Annotated in this window: 14 protein-coding genes; 1 reads left to right on the top strand and 13 read right to left on the bottom strand. The window is 41.3% G+C overall.

The window, feature by feature from the left end; translation table 11 throughout:
* Positions 1-2 precede the first annotated feature (2 nt).
* From AC13CS_RS10450 to rsgA, 10 genes are all read right to left on the bottom strand, one after another.
* A complete protein-coding gene (locus AC13CS_RS10450; protein ID WP_293167762.1) occupies positions 3-578 on the bottom strand; it encodes an RNA polymerase sigma factor in 576 nt (191 codons plus the stop codon).
* A gap of 109 nt (positions 579-687) precedes the next feature.
* Complete coding sequence (locus AC13CS_RS10445; protein WP_293167764.1) at positions 688-1,662, bottom strand: polyprenyl synthetase family protein; 975 nt, start codon at positions 1,660-1,662, stop codon at positions 688-690.
* 218 nt (positions 1,663-1,880) lie between these two features.
* Entirely contained in the window at positions 1,881-2,921 is a 1,041-nt protein-coding gene (gene rlmN / locus AC13CS_RS10440) for a dual-specificity RNA methyltransferase RlmN (RefSeq protein WP_293167766.1), read from the bottom strand.
* A 74-nt stretch (positions 2,922-2,995) separates the two neighbouring features.
* Positions 2,996-4,045, bottom strand: a complete 1,050-nt coding sequence (gene queA, locus AC13CS_RS10435; RefSeq protein ID WP_293167768.1) for a tRNA preQ1(34) S-adenosylmethionine ribosyltransferase-isomerase QueA — start codon at positions 4,043-4,045, stop codon at positions 2,996-2,998.
* Positions 4,046-4,130: 85 nt separating this feature from the next.
* Entirely contained in the window at positions 4,131-5,360 is a 1,230-nt protein-coding gene (locus tag AC13CS_RS10430; protein ID WP_293167770.1) for a 3-phosphoshikimate 1-carboxyvinyltransferase, read from the bottom strand.
* A 69-nt stretch (positions 5,361-5,429) separates the two neighbouring features.
* Positions 5,430-5,756, bottom strand: coding sequence for a nucleotide pyrophosphohydrolase (locus AC13CS_RS10425; protein ID WP_293167772.1), 327 nt, complete (start codon positions 5,754-5,756; stop codon positions 5,430-5,432).
* A gap of 46 nt (positions 5,757-5,802) precedes the next feature.
* Positions 5,803-7,764: a DUF3857 domain-containing protein gene (locus tag AC13CS_RS10420; RefSeq protein ID WP_293167774.1), complete on the bottom strand. Its 1,962-nt coding sequence runs from the start codon at positions 7,762-7,764 to the stop codon at positions 5,803-5,805.
* Positions 7,765-7,773: 9 nt separating this feature from the next.
* Positions 7,774-9,675, bottom strand: coding sequence for a transglutaminase family protein (locus tag AC13CS_RS10415; protein WP_293167776.1), 1,902 nt, complete (start codon positions 9,673-9,675; stop codon positions 7,774-7,776).
* Positions 9,676-9,758: 83 nt separating this feature from the next.
* Positions 9,759-10,211 (bottom strand): D-aminoacyl-tRNA deacylase, encoded by a 453-nt coding sequence (gene dtd / locus AC13CS_RS10410; protein WP_293167778.1) that lies wholly within the window; start codon positions 10,209-10,211, stop codon positions 9,759-9,761.
* Positions 10,212-11,150 (bottom strand): ribosome small subunit-dependent GTPase A, encoded by a 939-nt coding sequence (rsgA, locus tag AC13CS_RS10405; RefSeq protein ID WP_293167780.1) that lies wholly within the window; start codon positions 11,148-11,150, stop codon positions 10,212-10,214.
* 101 nt (positions 11,151-11,251) lie between these two features.
* On the opposite strand from rsgA, the gene AC13CS_RS10400 reads away from it, so the two are divergent.
* On the top strand, positions 11,252-11,692 hold the full coding sequence (locus AC13CS_RS10400) for a hypothetical protein (protein WP_293167782.1): 441 nt from the start codon (positions 11,252-11,254) through the stop codon (positions 11,690-11,692).
* Between the two features lie 70 nt (positions 11,693-11,762).
* Here the strand turns inward: AC13CS_RS10400 and AC13CS_RS10395 are convergent, their stop codons facing one another.
* The 3 genes from AC13CS_RS10395 to AC13CS_RS10385 form a co-directional block, all read right to left on the bottom strand.
* Positions 11,763-12,437 (bottom strand): head GIN domain-containing protein, encoded by a 675-nt coding sequence (locus AC13CS_RS10395; RefSeq protein ID WP_293167784.1) that lies wholly within the window; start codon positions 12,435-12,437, stop codon positions 11,763-11,765.
* A 249-nt stretch (positions 12,438-12,686) separates the two neighbouring features.
* Entirely contained in the window at positions 12,687-13,769 is a 1,083-nt protein-coding gene (locus tag AC13CS_RS10390) for a bifunctional 3-deoxy-7-phosphoheptulonate synthase/chorismate mutase type II (RefSeq protein WP_163625228.1), read from the bottom strand.
* Between the two features lie 8 nt (positions 13,770-13,777).
* Complete coding sequence (locus AC13CS_RS10385) at positions 13,778-14,638, bottom strand: prephenate dehydrogenase (RefSeq protein WP_163625229.1); 861 nt, start codon at positions 14,636-14,638, stop codon at positions 13,778-13,780.
* Positions 14,639-14,640: the final 2 nt, after the last annotated feature.

Here is a 14,640-nt window from a genome sequence, read left to right as displayed (position 1 = left end):
CGCTACTTTTTACTCGCCGATTTTGATTTGGGCGACATTCCGTTTAAACTTAAATTCTCTTGAAGCATCTTTCTGGCCTTGAACAATTGCGATTTTGAAGTTCCTTCGGATATTTCCAATAGCTCCGCAATCTCCTTGTGCCCGTAGCCCTCTATGGCGTAAAGCAAGAACACTGCCTTGTAGCCTTCTGGCAATTCATCAATAAGGTATTGCACATATTCCACATCCAAGAGATCATCGTTTCCGGATGAAACATCTCCGTTCGCTTCCACAGCATCATCATCATAAACCACAAATTGTCTTTTGCGCAGATAAGAAATGCTTTCCCTTACCATTATGGTTCTGATCCAACCCTCAAAGCTTCCTTTGTTTTTAAAGGAACTTAGGTGATTAAAAACCTTTACAAATCCATTGACCATCACATCCTCAGCAAAATGAAGGTCCTTGATGTATTGCCTGCAAACACCCAACATTTTGGGCGAAAACTTATCGTACAGCAACTTTTGAGCCTGTTGGTCTCCTTTGATTGATTTTTTGATCAATTGTTTTTCGTTGCTATGTAACGCGATGATCTTCAAAGTTTGGTTTATAAAAGTGCTTCTATTTTAATAGACGGGATAAATTCACGAAGGGTTGCCTGAAAATAAAAATTTTCAGTATTTGTTTGATTTTCAGGTTTTTAAATTTTTATTTTTTTCGGTCCACCACGTAATTGACCATAAGTGTGAGGGCACTTTTGTATTCTGAATCGGGATAATTGTCCAAAATAGCCAAAGCTTCATCCTTAAACTCCAACATTTTGACCACGGCATAATCCAGTCCACCCCTCTCTTTGACGTACTCGATTACTTCCTTAACCCGTTTTTTATTCTTGTTGTGCTTTTTAATGGAGTTGATCAACCACTTCTTCTTTTCCTTATCGCTATTGTTCAAGGCATAAATCAAGGGAAGGGTCATTTTTTGTTCTTTGATGTCGATTCCCGTAGGCTTACCGATTTTTTCGGCACCATAATCAAAAAGGTCGTCTTTAATTTGGAATGCCATTCCGCAAAGCTCACCAAATTTTCTGAAGGTTTCCACTTCCTCTGAATCAGGTCGCACGGAACAGGCACCCATACTGCAGCAAGCCGCAATCAAGGTCGCTGTTTTTTGACGAATGATATCGTAGTAAACATCCTCCGTAATATCTAAAAGTCGCGCTTTCTCTATCTGTAACAATTCCCCCTCGCTCATATCCCTAACGGCATTGGAAATAATATGGAGCAGGTCGTAATCCTTATTTTCCAAGGAAACCAACAGTCCTTTGGAGAAAAGAAAATCACCTACCAAAACGGCAATTTTGTTCTTCCACAATGCATTGATGGAGAAAAACCCCCTGCGTTTGTTACTATCGTCCACCACATCGTCGTGCACCAAGCTCGCCGTATGTATCAACTCAATAATGGAGGCTCCGGTGTAGGTACGCTCGTTGACCTCGCCGTTCAATAATTTGGCGGTCAAAAAAACAAACATAGGGCGCATCTGTTTGCCCTTTCTATTTACTATGTAGTAGGTAATCCTATTGAACAGTGCTACCTTGGAAGACATGGATTTGAGGAATTTTTCCTCAAAAAGCTGCATCTCATTTTCTATAGGTTCCCTTATCTGCGAAACGATTTTCAACGTAACAGGTGTGGTGTTTGGTTTTGAATGCCTAAAAGTAGGGAAAATGCAAGAGTTGTTGGAATGAAATCGAAGTTTTAAGATACAGCTCTAAAAGTATCGGTGATTTACAGGGTTTGGGGTTAATTGAACTTGAACTTAGCCAACCAAGAGTTCTCGACTGCTCCTTCGGCTCCGCTCTGGATGACAGCTCGAACTGACTTCCGACTTCTTAAATTCTAACTTTTATTCGCGAGCTGCCCACAGGCGGCATCAATATCTTTACCGCGGGATCTACGCACCGTGACCGTAATGCCATTTCGCTCCAATGTGTTTTGGTACATTTCTACCGCTTTGCTGGATGCTTGCTGAAATTCACCATCATCAATGGGGTTGTATTCGATAATATTGACTTTGGAAGGTGCAAATTTGCAAAACTTTACCAAGGCATCCACGGCCTCTTGGGTATCGTTTATTCCTTTCCAAACCACATATTCGTAGGTAATCCTGTTTTTGGTCTTGCTGTACCAATATTCCAATGCTTCCCTTAAATCTTTTAATGGGAATGTGGTATTGAAGGGCATTATAGACGTACGTACTTCATCAATAGCGGAATGAAGTGAAACCGCCAAGCCGAACTTCACCTCTTCGTCTGCCATTTTCTTAATGATCTTGGGCACCCCAGAGGTAGAAACCACAATCCGCTTGGGTGACATGCCCAATCCTTCGGGCGAGGTTATCTTATCAATGGCTTTCAATACATTGTTATAGTTCATCAAAGGTTCGCCCATGCCCATAAAAACAATATTGCTCAAAGGTCGGTCAAAATACAAACGGCTTTCATTGTCAATGGCCACCACTTGATCATAAATCTCATCGGGATTTAGGTTTCGCATACGCTTCAATCGGGCGGTGGCGCAAAACCTACAGTCCAAACTACAGCCAACCTGACTGGAAACACAGGCTGTGGTACGGGTTTCTGTTGGAATCAAAACGGATTCGACAATCAACCCATCATGCAAGCGAACGGCATTTTTAATGGTACCATCCGAACTACGTTGCATTTGATCAACACGGATATGATTGATGACAAAGTTATCTTCCAACATTTTTCGGGTTTCCTTGGAAATATTGGTCATGGCATCAAAATCGTGAGCAGATTTCTGCCATAACCATTCATATACCTGGTTGCCACGAAACGCCTTATCGCCCTGATCCACAAAAAACTGTCGGAGCTGTTCCTTTGTCAATGCTCGTATGTCCTTTTTTTTGATTTCCACCACTTAAAGATAAACAAGAAAAAATCCCGCTGGCCATAAAGCGAACGGGATTTCTCTTTTATGAAATTTTGTTTTTATAAAATCAACATGGCATCCCCGTAGGAATAAAAGCGGTAACCCTCCAAAATGGCCTGTTTGTACGCTTTTTTGATCAGGTCATGACCTGCGAATGCAGAAACCATCATCAATAATGTTGATTTAGGCAAGTGAAAGTTTGTGATCATACAGTTTGCTATGCTGAATTCGTATGGAGGAAAGATGAACTTGTTGGTCCAACCCTCGAACGTATTCAAGGTATGCTCGGATGATACTGCGCTTTCCAATCCTCGCATTACCGTAGTACCCACCGCACAAACCTTTCTTTTGTTCGTTTTGGCGTTGTTTACTATTTCTGTTGCTTTTTCATCGATTACCAACTCTTCGCTATCCATTTTGTGCTTGGACAAATCCTCTACTTCTACAGGGTTAAAGGTTCCCAAACCAACGTGCAGCGTCACCTCGGCAAATTCGATTCCTTTGATTTCCAAACGCTTCAACAAGTGCTTGGAGAAGTGCAAACCTGCAGTTGGGGCGGCCACGGCACCTTCATGCTTTGCATAAATGGTCTGATAACGTTCTTCATCATCCGCAGTAACCTCTCTTTTTATATATTTTGGAAGTGGTGTTTCTCCCAATTCCCTAAGCTTTCTTCTAAAATCGGTGTACGAACCATCGTAAAGGAAACGCAATGTTCTCCCTCTGGAGGTAGTGTTGTCGATAACCTCGGCCACCAAGCTCTCATCTTCGCCAAAATAAAGTTTGTTCCCGATACGTATTTTTCTTGCTGGATCTACCAATACGTCCCAAAGGCGTTGCTCTTGGTTTAGCTCCCGCAACAAGAAAACTTCGATTCTGGCCCCGGTTTTTTCCTTGTTCCCAAAAAGTCTAGCAGGAAATACCTTGGTATTGTTCAAGACCATTACATCGTCTTCATCAAAATAATCAACTAGATCTTTGAACATTTTATGTTCAATTTTTCCTGTATCCCTATGAACCACCATTAGTTTGGATTCGTCCCTGTGTTCCGCGGGATATTCTGCCAATAGTTCCTTAGGCAATTCAAAATTGAAGTTTGATAATTTCATGTGGACTTTTTTTCGATTTTTTAAAGACGGCAAATATACAACCTCACAATAGCGGATGTCAAGTAATTTGATGATTAAATGTGGTTTACATCTCCGCGATGCGAAATCCCAGTGTTTTTAGGTCGTTCCAAAAATCGGGATAGGATTTGGAAACCACCTCTGCATCATTCACAACAAAATCTGCTTTAAGTGACAAGGGGCCAAAGGCCATTGCCATTCGGTGGTCGTTGTAGGTGTCGACTGCCACTTCGCTTTTTAGGTTGGATTGCGGTTGCAAGGTCAAACTTTCGGAATCTATATCCACCGTGGCTCCAAACTTGCCAAGTTCGGCCTGTAATGCTGCCAAACGGTCTGTTTCCTTGATCGGTAAAGTGTGCAGGCCTGTAAGATGGCAGCCAATGCCCAAACCAAGACAAGTTACAGCAATGGTCTGTGCAATATCAGGGGCATTGGAAAGGTTATACTCCAAATGATTTGACTTGACGTCCGATGTTTTTTTAAGAAGGATGGCGTTGTTCGAAAACGTAGTTTCAACTCCAAAATCTTTATAAATTTCCGCCAAAACACTATCGCCCTGCAAAGAGCTTTGTTTATAAGAGGACAATTGAATCTCTGTGCCCACTTCGCACATGGCCGTAATGCTATAAAAGTAACTGGCCGAGCTCCAATCGGATTCCACGACCAGGGTGGTATCCGCTACATTTTCTTTTGGATACACCTTAATTATGTTCCCTTCAAAAGCGGTCTGTACCCCGATTTGCCCTAAAAGCGCCAAAGTCATTTTTATATAGGGCACCGAAGTTATTTTGCCCATCAGTTCGAGTTCCAAACCATTTTCCAGACTGGGCGCTATCAACAACAAGGCCGAAATATATTGGCTGCTGATGTTGGCCGGAAGGGAAACTTGGCTCCTTTTTAGTTTTTTGCCAGTAATTTTAAGGGGCGGGTATCCCGCTGATTTTTCATATTGAATATCCGCTCCGAGTGATTGAAGCGCCTCCACCAAAACTTTTATGGGACGTTCCTGCATACGCTGAGAACCCGTAAGTACCACTTGTTTTCCTTCTTGTGAAGAAAAATAGGCGGTTAAAAACCGCATTGCAGTACCAGCGTGGTGAATATCCACTTCGCCTGTTGATTTGGCCAATCCTTTTTGCATGACCGCTCCATCGTCGGAATTGGAAAGATTCTCTATTTTGATATTTGGAAAAAGGGCCTGCAACAATAAAGACCGATTCGTCTCACTCTTGGAACCGGTTATTGCGATGGCTTTTTGAATTTTTCTCTCGTCGGGTGCAGAAAGTTGGAGTCTCAATTCGTTAGGGTTTGAATGAATTGTCAAAACTAGAAAAAACAGCCCTAATGTCCCTTTAAGCAGGCAACTTTATTTGAGCTTTTTGTTATTTTGATGACGGTCATGGTCCCGTTTGGCCTTAAGGTCCAGTTTTTTGTCAAAGGCTTCCTGCAAGTCTATTCCCGTTTGATTAGCTAAACAGAGTACCACAAAAACCACATCGGCCAGTTCCTCGCCCAAATCCTTGGCCTTATCGGATTCTTTTTCGCTCTGTTCCCCATAACGCCGTGCAATAATTCGCGCCACCTCGCCTACCTCTTCGGTAAGTTGGGCCATATTGGTTAGCTCGTTAAAATAGCGTACCCCATGGCTTTTAATCCAATCATCAACGGCTTTTTGTGCATTTTCTATGTTCACCTGAAACCAATTTTGAAGTTGGCACTAAGGTAACAACAATACCTGATTACTCCTTTTCAAACACCAAATAACTTTGGTTGATACTAGTTACAGCCTGTTCAAATAACTCCTTTACAAAGGCATAGCCCTCACTTTTGTATTGTGTTGACCTTAATTGAAGATTAAAAAACACTATAATATTATCCTGGGATGTGGAACAATTGAACCGGAGCACCCCACTGCCCCCCGGAAGTGCAATGTTGTTGTTTTCCGGAAGATCCTTTATTCGATAACCTTCGGGAATTTTAATGTTGGCCATGTACTTGTAATTTCGCCAGTACCCAAAATCGACGGGATAATTTCGTTCCGAGCTTTTAAATGGGTTGGTTTGGAAAAAGCGAATCAAAAAAGGGTTGAAGTAGATGTTTTTAGAGGTATTCAGGTTTTCGAGCTCGAAGGTAAAATGCTCCATCAACATATTCTCATTGGATTTATCCTCGTCAATGTTGTACTCATTAATATAAAAATCGCCATTGGTACTGTTCTCCACCTCGTCCAAATATTCCTGATTGGAAATACTTGCCAAATGGTTATTTTTAAAATAGGCCTCATAACCTCTTGAAATCTCATCAAAGTTTCCTTTGGCAGTACCTTCCTCAAAGTTCAGATTTAGCCGTAACATTACTTCTTTGCTATTGCCCTTGGGAGCTTCAATGTCGAACCAATAGCTCTCCCCATCCAGGTCCATTACCCTACCGTAATAGTTTAGGCATCGATACGGCAGCATTCCAAAGGGCAACTGTTTTTCCGTTGCATCCAACAGGTAGGTGGTACCATCAATATCCAATTTGGCAACCACATAATTAAAGTCGGACATTACCGGATGGCTTTTTTTGGGCAGACCATGGGCCCGAGTGGACAATAGCATCAAATCTGCATCCATTCCTGCCGCATTGAGCAGGTTGATAAGGGTAATATTGATTTCAGCAACATTTCCCACACCTTCATCAAATGCTTTTTTAACCTTGTTGTCCCTAAAAATACCGAACTTTCCGTTCCATGAATAATGGGATTTAACAAAGTTGTAGAGGTTTTTGGCCTTGGTGAGGTCTTCTTCCTTTCCTGCAAGGATATCGAGGGGCAGGTTTCGTTCAAAGTAATTTTTCTTCCTAAGCTGACCACCGATGTCCCCATCTGTTCTAAATTCCTTGTCCACATCTTTCCATGATTTGGTGTATCGCTCCTTAACGCCCCTAAAGCTCTGGTATTCGGAAAGTTCAAATTCCAATCTGGATTTATAATTGGAAGGAGCCAACATATATTCCTCGTCACTTTTAAAAGCTGGAACATCCTCCATCACATACCTGAGCACCTCACAATCTGCTTGTTGACTTGTTCCTGGAATACTGAAACAACTTTTTTTAATGGTGGCTTCGTTCACATCTAAGGGGAAGTTGCCCAACAATGACCTGTTGTATATATAATTCCCCGGAATCTTCGCATTATATTCTGTGTGAATTTTAGGAATATCATCCTGAAAATCCCATCCATTCAAATTATAAAAAAATGGGGATTGGATTTCGTAGGTATATTCCAAAATGGAACCGTTTTGCACATTCGAAAAAGTAAATCTTTTCTCCGACCAATGCTCGCTCACCTCAACATCGAATACATTATGAGCCATTACATTGTGCTTTGCCCCATTGGTATGGGTTATGGCCCTAATGTCGTTAACTCTTTCGGTACCATTGTCCGAGTGATAATAGGGGATACTTATTTCCGCTTCCGAGAAACCCTGCTTATCTAAAATTTTAATTTTGGCGTGGTATTTTTTTATCAACCAGACATAATCTCTCCTTACCTCAAAATAGTTTTCGCCTTTCTCGTATAGATAAACTGCATGGGCGGTCGTATCTTTTTCATAGCTTCTGAATCCGGACTCGAAATCTGTTAGCTCACCGAATTCGGGTTCTTGTCCAAATATCACCAAACTATTGAGCAAAATAAGGAATACAAATACTTTTTTCATTCTTATTTTCTATAATTCCTTTTTGGTTAAAATGATTTTTCCGTTGTCATATCCAGCAACCTTCTTTCTAAAATCTCGATACAGTTTGTAATCTTCTTTTAGGTACTCTCCCGATTTTATAAGCAGTCGCCTTTTGTAAACAAGTACACCGGGTTCTTTGGGTTCCACCGATACAGAATAGGAACCGAACTTGGTTTCTTCATTTACGGGGAGCAGCAAGGTTTCTGGAACATAGCCTTCCGGTAAATGGATGGTGAACTCATCCTCATCCAGATAGCCCCGGGAAATGACCAGCGGCATCTTTCTATTTCTTACCCTATCTGGAACACCTAAATTTCTGTTCGATATATTTGGTGCGAACAAGAGTTTGTCCCCAGCACTAGAAAGGTAATTGTCGGCCTTGAACTCTACGGTTTCCACAAACTCGATTTCATCTTCATTATTTTGATAGGCAACCTCGCCCAACTTTAGGTTTTGAACATAATTCCAGTAGGTTTTATAGAATTCCTCTTGCTCCGACCGAGTATTTGTGGTTCTCCAATATTTTTGATCGTACTGGGATCCCCTCGAAAATATTTTTACTTGACCGATTACGTTCTTTTCATCCCTCAATTGAAAATTGGCTTGGGTAAACTGGTAATTTTCTTCATCAAGATTCTCTTTGGTCCTGACCAATTCACCACCTTGGGGAGTGACTTTAAGCACATTTCGATTGTCGGTAAATGTTCCCAAATGGTTAATGGGTGTTGTTTGACTGGTGCACTCCAACCAAACTTCCTCATTCTCTAGGGGTACATTCAAAAAAACGTGATTTCCCTGCATGGAAGGAAAATTCTTATCCAAATGCCTTATCTGGGGGCCGGCGTGCACAACGGTATAGTACGACTCCACCCCAACGGCCTTTAGCAATGCTTTGGTATAATTGGTAAGCCCTTTACAATCTCCATATTTTACACGGTCTACATCCGATGCACTAATGGGCATCCATCCGCCTATTCCCAATTGAACACTGATATATCTGGTGTTCTCCTGTACATAATCGTATACTTTTTTTGTTTTCTCCAATGGGTCGGATATTCCACCAACCAGGTTTTTAATATATGAGATCGTGGATTCGGACAATGCATCCCTGCCCTCCAGAAGCTCATCGTGCATCCATTTACCCAATTCTTGCCATGTTGTCGCCCTGCCATTAATGCCCTCTAAATGAAATTCGTTCATTGCAATTTTTATATGAGGTGCAAAATCGCTAAACGCAGGGGATAAGGGTTCACGCTCCAAGGGTCTTAAGTTTTTGGCTTTGTAGGTTATACCATTCGCAGTCTCAATGGTTTCAATCTGGTATGCTTCTATATTTTCTTCCTTATGTCTAAACGGTATGCCACATTCTACGGTAAAAGAGAACTCGCTCTTTTCGGTTCCGACCCGATAATCATCCAAAAAGGACCAATTGGGAGCAAATGCGGTGTTAGGGGTTGAATACTCTTTGGTAAACTCAACGGTATAGGGGTATTGCGAGGGTGTATATTGCATGACCAAAACCCGTGATTCAGAATAAAGCGTTCCTCCACCAATGGCACTTTGGTCTAAAAAGTCCCTTTTTTTGATTTTTTTGATTTCCTCGCCCCGTGTATCATAAATAATAGCTTCCAGTTTGGAGACCTTATCGTTTTTTTCGTAAAAGGCATAGGCATGGATATGCGCGTTCCCTTTTTCGTTCAATACCGTGACCACCCTTTTACTGGTAACAGTCATTTTGTCCAAGGCTTCGACCACAACGTCCATTTTATCCAAGCGTACAACTGCATCGGCGCTTTGGCGCAACTCTTTTGGTATGGAGCCTACATTATAGGCTTGAGAAAACGAAAAATGAAAAAGTAAGCTAAATAAGGAGAAGAAAAAGAATCGCATTCGTTTATTAGGAAATGGTTAGTTAGGTAACGGCAAAGTGATCAATTTCCTACAAGAAAGATATTTTTTTCGACAAAAAGTAATTATTCCTTGTTTTTTGTATCTATAAAAATGGTCACAGGGCCATCATTAAGAAGCTCAACTTTCATGTCGGCGCCAAAAATTCCCGTACCCACTTTTTTTTCCAGTTTCTGCTCCAAAACCTGAACAAATTTCTCGTACATGGGTATAGCAACATCTGGTTTCGCAGCCTTTATGTAAGATGGACGGTTCCCTTTTTTTGTTTGGGCATGAAGTGTAAACTGGCTAACTACGATAATTTCCCCGTCAATATCAACAACCGAACGATTCATTACATCGTTATCATCATTAAAAATACGGAGGTTCACAATTTTATTGGTCAGCCAATCAATATCCTCTTGGCCATCGGCATCCTCGATGCCCAATAACACTAAAAGTCCTTTTTGAATAGATGAAACCACCTTTCCATCGACTGTAACACTCGCTTTAGAAACTCGTTGTAATACTGTTCTCATTTATCTTTCCCTATACGGATTGTCTTCATCCCCCATTAGCATTTGAACATAGCTACGGTAACGGCTTGCGGAAATCCCATCATTTTCCAAAGCTTCTTTTACTGCACATTTAGGTTCGTCCAAATGGAGGCAATTATTAAACTTACATTCTGATTTCAAAGCAAAGAACTCTGGAAAATAATCCCCTATTTCATGCTTTTCCATATCCACAATGCCAAAACCTTTAATTCCTGGGGTATCAATAATACGTGCATCAAAAGACAAATCGTACATCTCTGCAAAAGTTGTGGTGTGCTGTCCCTGCAAATGCTGCTCGGAAATTTCGGCAGTCTTTAATTGCATCCCAGGTTCCAGTGCGTTGACCAAAGTGGACTTTCCCACACCGGAGTGACCAGCAAACATACTTGTCTTGCCCACCATCAGTTCCTTTACCTTATCCACGTTCTTAGCTGTTTTTGCTTCAATTTGTATGCAAGGGTAGCCAATTTTGGTGTAAAGGTCAATTAGATAAGCAACCTCACCCTTCTCCTCTGGACCGTACACATCCATTTTATTGAAAAGAAGCACTACGGGAATATCGTATGCTTCTGCCGTAACCAAAAACCGATCTATAAAACTGGTAAAGGTGGGCGGGTTGTTCAGGGTGATCAACAAAAAAACCTGATCAAGGTTGGAAGCAATAATATGGGTCTGTTTGGAAAGTTTTACCGACTTGCGAACGATATAGTTTTTGCGTTCACCTATCTTATGGATAACACCAAGCGTCTCATCTCCAATATTTTCCAGCTCAAACTCCACATGATCTCCAACAGCTACCGGATTGGTGCTTTTAATTCCCTGTGTTCGGAACTTTCCCTTAATACGGCATTCGTAAAACACCCCTTCCGAGGATTTTACGGTATACCAGCTTCCCGTTGATTTATAAACAGTTCCGTCCACTATTTGTTCACATTTTGATTACAAAGAAACAATATTCCTGCTTTTTCGTCGTATATCTTTATTAAGAGTTTTAACAATCATTAACATTTTTATTTTTAATTATGAAAAAAATCATTTTGGCTGCAGTGGTACTATTTACAGCAACTTTTACCATGAGCGCTCAACAGTACCACGTAGTTACCAGCGTTGAATCCATAGTACCCAACGGTTTGGGACGGTCTAGGATTATAAACGCCTTGGAAGATAAGGATTACAAAGAGTTTACAAGTGTCCAAACCGAGGATGACAATACCCGTAACAAATCCAAAAGAAACGAAATCCGCGTAAAGAATTTTGAGGAAACCAAGCTATTGAACTTCTACAATATAGGTGGTATCCGTTTTCAGAACATTGCGGCCAACGATGCCCTTATCACTTCCATGATAAACGATATGGTTTCCAATGGATGGGAGCTGGCCTTTGTAGTAAGTGGTGTGGAAAGTGAAGGTGGAAAAGGAGACGGACAAGGTATTTTTATAACCCGTTACATCTTTAAAAAATAAATATGGGCGATCACCGAAAAGAAAAAAAGCCCTCCAAAATCGGAGGGCTTTTTGTTGGCAACAAGTTTCATTAATCCTTAATGTAAACCCTTCCACCAACAAAGGTTTTTTTATGGACTGTTTGCGGATTCCCGTATACGTAAACATCACCACCGGCCTTTACATTGATGTCGACCATTTCAGAAGCAAATACATCGGCTTCGCCACCAGCCGAAATCTTTACATCAGTGGTGCTGGTCCGTAGTTCTCTACCTTCAAAAATACCGCCAGTGTTGAGTACAACCGTTTGGTTTTTTGCCAAGCCAGAGGCTTGAACAATACCTCCCGTCACCGCTCGTATGTCGGCATAATCCACATCCATTCCAATACGAATGGTTGCCCCTTCTTGAGCCCGCAGTTCAATTTTGCTTTTCTGTACCATTTCGTTGCACGTAATCTGGGCCCCTTCGTTACCATCGATTACATCCAAATTGGTATAGTAGACTTCGATCATGGTGTCCTCACCCTGAAATTTTTTGTCCAACTGCATTCTGAGTTTCAAGGTTCCATTTTTGTTGGTCCATTTAATGTCATCAACGTTCCAACCTTTGATCATGATTTTGTTCTCATCGGATTGGATCAAGTTGACTTCGATCAAGTCAAAAACCTTGATTTTGTTGAATTCACCAACTTCCTTATCAATGATTCGTTGCGAGAACATGGCCAAGGGAAGTAAAAGAAGACTAAGTGTGTACATTTTTTTCATGATAGCGTGTTTTTACTCGATAATCGATATTTGAATGTTCCGAGGCTTGCCTCGAAATGAAAACTTCCTTTCTTATAAATGCCTCGTGGGCTTGCCTTTGTCAGCAGACAGGCTTGCCCCGAGGTAGTTTACTCCTGAAAGATGATGCTTTTGTGGAATTGTTACAGTTTGAAACAAAAAAACTATTTGCAACCCCAAAATTTATCGAAGCTACAAATAGTTTTCTAAACTAACTTATTAAAAATCAGCCTATGCGTTGATGATTTTTTCTTGGTGGTTGATGGATTCCTGGTGAATTGCCTTGAACATCTTCAAAACAAATTCCTCACTCAATCCGCGTTGTTCACCTTCCAAGATCATATTGCCCAAAATGGCGTTCCAACGATTGCTTTGAAGTACGGCAACGTTCTTTTGCTTTTTCAGCTCGCCGATACCATCGGAAACCTTCATTCTTTTACCTAGCAAATCAATCAATTGATTGTCCAACACATCAATTTGTGCCCTAAGGTTGGTCAACTTGCTATTGTACTCAGCTTCTTCATCGGTTTCCTTTCTAATTCGAAGATCCTTCATAATCTGAACCAATGTTTTTGGGGTTACTTGCTGTGCAGCATCACTCCAAGCATTGTCCGGATCATAATGTGTTTCGATCATCAAACCATCAAAGTTCAGGTCCAATGCGGTTTGCGATACATCAAAGATCATATCGCGCTTACCGGTAATGTGGCTAGGATCGTTTATGATAGGCAAATCAGGAAACTTTGTTTGTAACTCAATGGCCAATTGCCATTCTGGAATGTTTCTGTACTTCGTTTTTTCATAGGTGGAGAATCCTCTGTGGATCACGCCCAATTTTTCAATATTGGCGGAGTGCAAACGTTCCACGGCACCCAACCAAAGGGATAAATCGGGATTTACGGGATTTTTCACCAAAACAATTTTATCGGTTCCTTCCAAAGCATCGGCAATTTCTTGGATAATGAAAGGGCTTACGGTGGAACGCGCTCCTATCCACAATAGATCCACATCATACTCCAATGCCAAATCCACATGTGCCCTATTGGCTACCTCGGTAGCGGTTTTTAAACCGGTTTCTTCCTTAACTTTTTGCAACCACTTCAATCCAATGGCTCCAACTCCCTCAAAATTTCCAGGACGAGTTCTTGGTTTCCAGATTCCAGCACGGTAATAATTCACGTCTGTATCTTTAAGCTCATGTGCTATCTTAAGCACCTGATCTTCGGTTTCGGCACTACATGGACCTGCAATTACCAGGGGATGACCCAAATTCATGTCATCCAACCATTTCCTCATTTCCTTTTTGTTTTCCATAATACGCTCTATTTTTTAGTAAGTGGTATTCCTTTTAGTATTTGTTTTATTTTATTGGTATTACTCATTTCTTGGTGGACATTTTCGAAATCGTTGTCCAAGATCAGTTGTTTGAACCTTGTTAGATTATCGATATACTCTTCGAGTGTCTCGACAACGTTGTCCTTGTTCTGCTCAAAAATCGGCGTCCACATATCGGGTGAACTTTTTGCCAAGCGAACAGTGCTTTCAAAACCACTCCCTGCCATGTCAAAAATATCACGCTCATTTTTTTCTTTCTCAATAACCGTCTTTCCCAACATAAAAGAGCTAATGTGTGATAAATGGGATACGTAGGCGATGTGCTTGTCATGAGCTTCGGGGTTCATGTACCGAATCCGCATACCTATATCTTGAAAAATGGTCAACGCTTTTTCCTGAAGCTTGAAGGCTGTTTTTTCCACTTCGCAAATAATCATGGTCTTGCCGGTATACAAACCTTCGAATGCCGCTGCCGGACCTGAAAATTCGGTACCCGCAATGGGGTGGCAGGCCATAAAATTCCTTCGTTTGGGATGATCTTCAACCTGCTCGCAGATCAAACGTTTGGTGGAACCTGCATCCATTACCACAGTTTCATCTCCTGATGCATCCAGAATTTTGGGCAATTCGGTGACTAGAACATTCACTGGGATACCCACGTAGACCATATCTGCCGTTTCCAGATCAGTGTAATCTCCTTTTTTATCAATAATTTGAAGTTGGAGTGCCTCATCCAAGTGGGCTTCGCTTTTGTCCACACCAATAATTTCCGCTTCGGGATGAAGCTTTTTTACATCTTTGGCAAAAGAACCCCCAATCAACCCAACTCCTATGATTACTACTTTCATAA

This window comes from Flagellimonas sp. B-3, assembly GCF_056857835.1.
The sequence above is the reverse complement of the archived record's forward strand: the minus strand, read 5'-3'. Positions and strand labels throughout refer to the sequence as shown.

Coding starts and splice junctions, on each gene's coding strand:
- AC13CS_RS10400 (WP_293167782.1), top strand. CDS start 11,252: ATGAAAAAAATCATTTTGGCTGCAGTGGTACTATTTACAGCAACTTTT.
- AC13CS_RS10390 (WP_163625228.1), bottom strand. CDS start 13,769: ATGGAAAACAAAAAGGAAATGAGGAAATGGTTGGATGACATGAATTTG.
- AC13CS_RS10415 (WP_293167776.1), bottom strand. CDS start 9,675: ATGCGATTCTTTTTCTTCTCCTTATTTAGCTTACTTTTTCATTTTTCG.
- AC13CS_RS10395 (WP_293167784.1), bottom strand. CDS start 12,437: ATGAAAAAAATGTACACACTTAGTCTTCTTTTACTTCCCTTGGCCATG.
- AC13CS_RS10385 (WP_163625229.1), bottom strand. CDS start 14,638: ATGAAAGTAGTAATCATAGGAGTTGGGTTGATTGGGGGTTCTTTTGCC.
- AC13CS_RS10420 (WP_293167774.1), bottom strand. CDS start 7,764: ATGAAAAAAGTATTTGTATTCCTTATTTTGCTCAATAGTTTGGTGATA.
- dtd (WP_293167778.1), bottom strand. CDS start 10,211: ATGAGAACAGTATTACAACGAGTTTCTAAAGCGAGTGTTACAGTCGAT.
- queA (WP_293167768.1), bottom strand. CDS start 4,045: ATGAAATTATCAAACTTCAATTTTGAATTGCCTAAGGAACTATTGGCA.